This is a genomic window from Pseudomonas sp. A-1 (assembly GCF_004801855.1).
Lineage (GTDB): Bacteria > Pseudomonadota > Gammaproteobacteria > Pseudomonadales > Pseudomonadaceae > Geopseudomonas.
Genome location: NZ_SSTC01000132.1, coordinates 1 through 7,505, shown reverse-complemented (window position 1 = coordinate 7,505; position 7,505 = coordinate 1). Strand labels below are relative to the sequence as shown.

At 70.8% G+C, this 7,505-nt stretch carries 7 protein-coding genes; 4 read left to right on the top strand and 3 right to left on the bottom strand.

The features are described 5' to 3' along the window. From E5198_RS19530 to ntrC, 3 genes are all read left to right on the top strand, one after another. Positions 1–481 (top strand): penicillin-binding protein (locus E5198_RS19530; protein ID WP_256659205.1); only part of this gene is annotated, 481 nt, incomplete at its 5' end. A 293-nt stretch (positions 482–774) separates the two neighbouring features. Next, positions 775–1,860: a nitrogen regulation protein NR(II) gene (gene glnL, locus E5198_RS19525; RefSeq protein WP_136491600.1), complete on the top strand. Its 1,086-nt coding sequence runs from the start codon at positions 775–777 to the stop codon at positions 1,858–1,860. Continuing rightward, on the top strand, positions 1,857–3,287 hold the full coding sequence (ntrC, locus tag E5198_RS19520) for a nitrogen regulation protein NR(I) (RefSeq protein WP_136491599.1): 1,431 nt from the start codon (positions 1,857–1,859) through the stop codon (positions 3,285–3,287). Before glnL ends, ntrC begins: the two co-directional genes overlap by 4 nt. A 119-nt stretch (positions 3,288–3,406) precedes the next feature. On the opposite strand, the gene E5198_RS19515 is transcribed toward ntrC, so the two are convergent. The 3 genes from E5198_RS19515 to hpaC (E5198_RS19505) all read right to left on the bottom strand — a co-directional run bounded on the left by E5198_RS19515 (position 3,407) and on the right by hpaC (E5198_RS19505) (position 5,993). Continuing rightward, a complete protein-coding gene (locus E5198_RS19515) occupies positions 3,407–4,666 on the bottom strand; it encodes an MFS transporter (protein WP_136491598.1) in 1,260 nt (419 codons plus the stop codon). 166 nt (positions 4,667–4,832) lie between these two features. Then, positions 4,833–5,342, bottom strand: coding sequence for a 4-hydroxyphenylacetate 3-monooxygenase, reductase component (hpaC, locus tag E5198_RS19510; protein ID WP_136491597.1), 510 nt, complete (start codon positions 5,340–5,342; stop codon positions 4,833–4,835). A 141-nt stretch (positions 5,343–5,483) separates the two neighbouring features. Further along, positions 5,484–5,993, bottom strand: coding sequence for a 4-hydroxyphenylacetate 3-monooxygenase, reductase component (gene hpaC / locus E5198_RS19505; RefSeq protein ID WP_136491596.1), 510 nt, complete (start codon positions 5,991–5,993; stop codon positions 5,484–5,486). 490 nt (positions 5,994–6,483) lie between these two features. On the opposite strand from hpaC (E5198_RS19505), the gene tyrS reads away from it, so the two are divergent. Then, positions 6,484–7,505, top strand: a 1,022-nt coding sequence (tyrS, locus tag E5198_RS19500) for a tyrosine--tRNA ligase (RefSeq protein WP_136491595.1), incomplete at its 3' end; no start/stop codon positions are given.

Below are 7,505 nucleotides of genomic sequence, written 5' to 3'. Positions count from 1 at the left end.
GGCGCCGGCCAACAGCGCCAGCCTGCCGGCGCCGCCGCCCGCCGCACCGCCGGCGCTGCCCGCCGCCCTGCTGCCGGCCTACCAGTTGCTGCGCATCACCCTGCCCGAGCCGGACGCCACCATCCGCGACAACGACGGCAACCTGCTGGTCACCCTGGAGAGCGACCCCGGCCTGCTCGCGGGACACCGCTACCGCCTGCTGCTCGACGGCCAGGTGCACGGCGCACCGGCGCGCAGCCCGGTGTTCACCCTCGACAACCTCGACCGCGGCACCCACCAGCTGGCCGCCGAGATCGTCGACGCCGAGGGGCGCATCGTCGAGCGCACGCCCAGCCAGCCGTTCCACCTCAGGCGCACCACCCTGGCCGACAAGCGCCGGGTCAAGCCCTGCCAGAAGGGCGACTATGGCGTGCGCCCGGAATGCCCGCTGGCCGACAAGCCGGCCGAGCCGCGCCGCTTCCTCGGCGTGCCCCTCCCCTGAGCACGCGCGCACCACTTTGGTGCGCGCAATGCTCCCGCGACCTATACTGAGCCACGAATCATGCCCGGCTCGCCGCCTGCGGCGCCCCGCAGGCAGCCGCTGCGCACCCTGCCGGTGCCCGCCCCTGGCGGGGCGCAGGCCCTGTGCCACGGGCTCTGCGCCATCCGCGCGCCATCGGCGCAGTCCGCGCGGCCATGCACAAAAAGGCGGCAGACGGCTGCCCGGAGCTGCACCCTCATGTCGCTGGCGCACTTCTTGCAAATACGCTGCACCCACAGGAGCGCATGCTAGCCATGGCCTACGACTCACTGCAGCGCCTGCTGCTCGACAACCTGACCACCGCGGTGATCCTGCTCAACGCCGAGCTGCGCCTGGAGTACATGAACCCGGCCGCCGAGATGCTGCTGGGCGTCAGCGGCCAGCGCAGCCAGGGGCTGTTCATCAGCGAGCTGTGCAACGAGAGTCCCGACGGCCTGCCGGCCCTGCGCCAGGCGGTGGCCAGCGGCCACCCGTTCACCAAGCGCGAGGCGCAGCTGATCACCGCCGCCGGCCAGCAGCTGGCGGTGGACTACGCGGCCACGCCGATCCCCGGCCTGAGCAGCTTCCTGCTGCTGCTCGAGCTGCACCCGCGCGACCGCCTGCTGCGCATCACCAAGGAGGAGGCGCAGCTGGCCAAGCAGGAGACCACCCGTCTGCTGGTGCGCGGCCTGGCCCACGAGATCAAGAACCCGCTGGGCGGCATCCGCGGCGCCGCGCAGCTGCTGGCCCGCGAGCTGCCGGACGCCGGCCTCAGGGACTACACCGACGTGATCATCGCCGAGGCCGACCGCCTGCGGAACCTGGTGGACCGCATGCTCGGCTCCAACAAGCTGCCGCAGCTGGCGCCGACCAACATCCATGAGGTGCTCGAGCGGGTATGCAGCCTGGTCAAGGCCGAGACCCAGGGCAAGCTGAGCCTGGACCGCGACTACGACCCGAGCATCCCCGAGCTGCTCGCCGACCGCGAGCAGCTGATCCAGGCGGTGCTCAACGTGGTGCGCAACGCCATGCAGGCGATCGCCGGGCAGAAGCAGCCGCACCCGCCGGGACGCATCCTGCTGCGCACCCGCACCCTGCGCCAGTTCACCATCGGCCACCAGCGCCACCGCCTGGTGTGCCGCATCGAGGTGATCGACAACGGCCCGGGCATCGACCCGGCGCTGCAGGACACCCTCTTCTATCCCATGGTCAGCGGGCGTGCCGACGGCACCGGCCTCGGTCTGGCCATCGCGCAGAACATCCTCAACCAGCACCAGGGCCTGATCGAGTGCGAAAGCCAGCCCGGGCGCACGGTCTTCGCGCTGTTTCTGCCGCTTGAACAAGGAGCACCAACCCCATGAACCGACCGGATACCGTCTGGATCGTCGACGACGACCGCTCGATCCGCTGGGTGCTGGAAAAGGCCCTGCAGCAGGCCGGCCTGCCCAGCCAGAGCTTCGACAGCGCCGACAGCCTGCTCAACCGCCTGGGCCTCGAGCAGCCCAGCGTGATCGTCTCCGACATCCGCATGCCGGGCGCCAGCGGCCTCGACCTGCTGGCGCGCATCCGCGAGCTGTACCCGCGCCTGCCGGTGATCATCATGACCGCCCACTCCGACCTGGAGAGCGCGGTGGCCTCCTACCAGGGCGGCGCCTTCGAGTACCTGCCCAAGCCGTTCGACGTCGACGAGGCGGTGTCGCTGGTCAAGCGCGCCACCCTGCACGCCCGCGAGCAGCAGGCGCTGGCCACCCCCGACGAGCAGGCCGCCACCCCGGAGATCATCGGCGAGGCGGCGGCGATGCAGGAGGTGTTCCGCGCCATCGGCCGCCTGAGCCACTCCAACATCACCGTGCTGATCAACGGCGAATCGGGCACCGGCAAGGAGCTGGTGGCGCACGCCCTGCACCGCCACAGCCCGCGCGCCAACGCGCCGTTCATCGCCCTGAACATGGCGGCGATCCCCAAGGACCTGATGGAGTCCGAACTGTTCGGCCACGAGAAGGGCGCCTTCACCGGCGCCGCCGCGCAGCGCCGCGGACGCTTCGAGCAGGCCGACGGCGGCACCCTGTTCCTCGACGAGATCGGCGACATGCCGGCCGACACCCAGACCCGCCTGCTGCGCGTGCTGGCCGACGGCGAGTTCTACCGGGTCGGCGGCCACACCCCGGTCAAGGTCAACGTGCGCATCATCGCCGCCACCCACCAGAACCTCGAGAACCTGGTGCGCGCCGGCAAGTTCCGCGAGGACCTGTTCCACCGTCTCAACGTCATCCGCATCCACATCCCGCGCCTGGCCGACCGCCGCGAGGACATCCCGGCACTGGCCCGCCACTTCCTCGCCCGCGCCGCCCAGGAGCTGGCGGTCGAGCCCAAGCTGCTCAAGCCGCAGACCGAGGAATACCTGCAGAACCTGCCCTGGCCGGGCAACGTGCGCCAGCTGGAGAACACCTGCCGCTGGATCACGGTGATGGCCTCGGGGCGCGAGGTGCACATCGACGACCTGCCGCCCGAGCTGCTGCAGCAGCCGCAGGAGGCTCCGGCCGGCGGCAACTGGGAGCAGGCGCTGCGCCTGTGGGCCGAACAGGCGCTGACCCGCGGCCAGACCGACCTGCTCGGCAGCGCCCTGCCGGCCTTCGAGCGGGTGATGATCGAGAGCGCCCTCAAGCACACCGCCGGCCGCCGCCGCGACGCCGCCCAGCTGCTCGGCTGGGGGCGCAACACCCTGACCCGCAAGATCAAGGAGCTGAACATGGCGGTGGAAGGCAGCGACGAGGACGAGAGCGTCTAGCCGGACAAAAAAAGCCCCGGCGGGCACAAGGCCCAGCCGGGGCGAGGATTGGCAGGAGCAGCAGGCGGGGGCAACCGCACCTGTCTCCTGCGCCGACACGGGAAGCACCCCCGATCCGATCAGCGCGCGGCCTGCTCCTGCAGGTCGTCGCGCACCTGTTCACGCAGCACCCGGCGCTGCGCCAGCAGCCAGACGCAGAACACCAGCAGCACCACCCCTTCCAGCGCCAGGGTCAGCGGCGCGCCGATGCGCGCGGCCAGCAGGCCGGCGAGCAGGCCGCCGATGGCGTCGAAGCCGAAGCGGATGGAGGTGAAGAAGGACACCACGCGGCCGCGCAGCTGCTCCGGCGCCAGGCTCTGCAGCAGCATGTTGATGCCGACGTTGCCCACCGAGATGGCGAAGCCGAGCACCGCCATGGCCAGCAGCGCCAGCGGCACCAGGTGGCTGGCGGCGAAGGCCAGCAGGGCCAGGCCGCTGAGCACCGCGCCGACCAGCACGATGCGCACCAGGCCCGGCAGCGCCTGGCGGGTGGCGAGGAACAGGGTGGAGAGGAAGGCGCCGCAGCCGGCGGCGCCCCACAGCCAGCCGAGGGTCTGCGCGTCGCCGCCGAAGATGTCGCGGGCGAACACCGGCAGCAGCACCGCGTAGCTGGAGGCGGTGAGGTTGACCATCGCCAGGCTGAGGATCAGCAGGCGGATCGGCTGGTTGCCCCACACGTAGGCCAGGCCCTCGCGGAACACCGCGCCGGTCGAGCCCTTGGCGCGCGGCGGCGCGTCGATGCGGATCAGCAGCAGGCCGGCCAGCAGGGCGAGGAACGACAGGGCGTTGAGGGCGAAGCACATCGCCTCGCTGGTCAGCGCCAGCAGCAGGCCGGCCAGCGGCGGGCCGATGAAGCGGCCGATGTTGAACAGCATGGCGTTGAGCGCCAGGGCGTTGGGCAGGTCGTCGCGGCTGCCGACGAAGCTGCCGATCAGCGCCTGGCGCAGCGGCGTGTCGAAGGCGTTGAGCACGCCGAGCAGCAGCGACATGGCGACGATCAGCGCCGGGCCGATCCACTCCAGCGCGGTGAGCGCGGCGAGCGCCAGCGCCTGCAGGCCGAGCAGGGCCTGCACCAGGATCAGCAGGCGGCGCTTGTCGTGGCGGTCGGTCCAGGCGCCGGCCAGGGGACCGACGATCAGCTGCGGCAGCAGCGCGGCGAAGGTGGTGACGCCGAGCAGCGCCACCGAGCCGGTGAGGCGGTAGATCAGCCAGGACAGGGCGACCTGCTGGATCCAGCTGCCGAGGATCGACACGGCCTGGCCGGCGAAATACAGGCGGAAGTTGGGGTGTTGCAGCGCGCGAACGGCGGCAGGCCAGGAACGCTCGGCGGACGAAGTCATGGCGCCTCCTGCGGCTACGGGGCCACGTCTGGCAGCATCGGGGGGAATTAAAACGCCGCCGCCCCTGAAAGAGGGGAACACCGCAAGGTGCCGGGGCGACAGCAGATGTTTAACATCTTAACGTTTGCCGCGAGAGGACGCCAGCCCCGCCGGGCGGCAATCGCTCTCAGGCCACCTGGTCGCGGCTGACCACGCGGAAGGCGCGACTGAAGTACACCAGGCTGTCGCCCTCCTCGCGCACGCGGATGTCGTCCAGTTCGACCAGCAGCACCGAGTGGGTGCCGATCTCCTGGGCCTCGGCGATGCGCCCCTGCAGGTTGGCCAGCGCGCCTTCCAGCACCGGCAGGCCGCCCTCGCCCGCTTGCCAGGCGCCGCGGGCGAAGCGCTCGTCCATGGCCACGCCGGTCATCCCGGCGAAGTGGCGGGCGGCCTCCTCCTGCGCGGCGGACAGCACGTTGACGCACAGGCGGCCGTTGGCCTTGAACACCGCATTCATCTCGCTGTTGCGGTTGATGCAGACCATCAGGGTCGGCGGGGTGTCGGTCACCGAGCACACCGCGGTGGCGGTGATGCCGCAGCGGCCGGCGGTGCCGTCGGTGGTGATGATGTTCACCGCGGCGCTCATGTGCGCCATGGCGTTGCGGAAGGCGAGCTGCCTGGGGTCGAGCTGGGACATGGACGAACAATTCCGGTGCAGGGCAAGGCCGCGCAGACTGCCGCTAGCGCGCGCATCAGGCAACCCCCAAACGCATGAGCCCGGGCCACAAACGAAAAGGCCCTGCCATCCGGCAGGGCCTTTTCGGGAACGGGCAGCCGCTTAGGCGGCGCGCTCGACGCGGCGGAAGGCGCGGCTGAAGTACACCAGGCTGTCGCCCTCCTCGCGCACATGGATGTCGTCCAGCTCGACCAGCAGCACCGAGTGGGTGCCGATCTCCTGGGTCTCGACGATGCGCCCCTGCAGGTTGGCCAGCGCGCCTTCCAGCACCGGCAGGCCCTGGCTGCCGGTGGTCCACGGGTCGAGGGCGAAGCGCTCCTCCATGGCCACCCCGGTCATCCCGGCGAAGTGCTTGGCGGCCTCTTCCTGCTCGCCGGACAGCACGTTGACGCACAGGCGGCCGTTGGCCTTGAACACCGCGTTCATCGCGCTGTTGCGGTTGACGCAGACCATCACGGTCGGCGGGGTGTCGGTCACCGAGCACACCGCGGTGGCGGTGATGCCGCAGCGGCCGGCCTCGCCGTCGGTGGCGATGATGTTCACCGCGGCGCTCATGTGCGCCATGGCGTTGCGGAAGGCGAGTTGATTCGGGTCGAGCTGCGGCTTGGACATGTTCGGTACTCCTGGCGCAAGGTGGATGGCCGGGGCTGACTCCGGCCCGCGGCATCGCGGGGGGATGCCGTCGAGTGCTTGGCTGCCGTGCGTCGGCAGATGACGATGAGCAAATCATGAATATCGCAACGAAATAGCAGAATACCTTTTCCGCACTTTGACTTGTACTTTTCGTCGCCCCGGGGCGCCAGCAACGCACGGCACAGCGGCTTCAGGGCGCGCATCGCCCGCCTGCGGGCGGGGGAAACTGGACTTTTCCCCGCCTCGCCGCCCGGCCTTTCCCCGGTGACGGGGCTTGCCCTGCCCCGCCGCCGGCGTGCTAGAGTGGCGACCATGAACCTGTTAACCGTTTCCCGCGTCCGCTATTACGCCTATTACCGCACCTCATCGAGGCGGTAGGCGCGTGCGCGCATCCGATCCGCCTGAGGCGGACCGGATCGTTTCTCCACAGTCTCCTCAGGCGTTTCGCCATCCCCCCAAGGAGACTGCAATGCCCCCGATCGACACCGACCTGCTCGCCCTGCTCGAAGAGCGCGGCTTCGTCCACCAGAGCACCGACGCCGACGGCCTGCGCGCCGCCCTCGCGCGCGGCCCGCTGACCGCCTACCTGGGCTTCGACGCCACCGCCGACAGCCTGCACGTCGGCCACCTGCAGGGCCTGATGCTGATGCGCTGGCTGCAGCACGCCGGCCACCGCCCGCTGCTCTTGATCGGCGGCGCCACCACGCGCATCGGCGACCCGAGCTTCCGCGACAGCAGCCGCCCCATGCTGGACGAGGCGACCATCGCCGCCAACATGCGCGGCATCGAGAGCGCGTTCCAGCGCTACCTGCACCTCGGCGACGAGCCGTCCGATGCCCGGGTGGTGAACAACGCCGACTGGCTGGACGGCCTCGGCTACCTGGAATTCCTCAACCGCGTCGGCCGCCACTTCAGCGTCAACCGCCTGCTGACCTTCGATGCGGTGCGCAGCCGCCTGGAGCACTCGCTGTCGTTCCAGGAGTTCGGCTACACCCTGCTGCAGGCCTTCGACTTCACCGAACTGGCGCGCCGCCACGGCTGCACCCTGCAGATCGGCGGCGCCGACCAGTGGGCCAACATCATCAACGGCGTCGAGCTGTCGCGCCGCCAGGACGGCGCGCAGCTGTACGGCCTGACCATGCCACTGCTCACCACCAGCGACGGCCGCAAGATGGGCAAGTCGGCGCAGGGCGCGGTGTGGCTGAACGCCGAGCGCCTGGCGCCGTTCGACTTCTGGCAGTTCTGGCGCAACTGCGACGACCGCGACGTCGGCCGCTTCCTCGCCCTGTTCAGCGAACTGCCGATGGCCGAGGTGCGCCGCCTCGGCGCGCTGCAGGGCGCCGAACTGAACGAGGCGAAGATCGTCCTGGCCAACGAGGCCACCCGACTGGCCCACGGCGCGCCCGCGGCCGAGGCGGCGGCCTTGGCCGCGCGCGGGGTGTTCGACGGCGCCAGCGCTGGCGAGGGCCTGCCGACCCTGCAGGTCGCGCC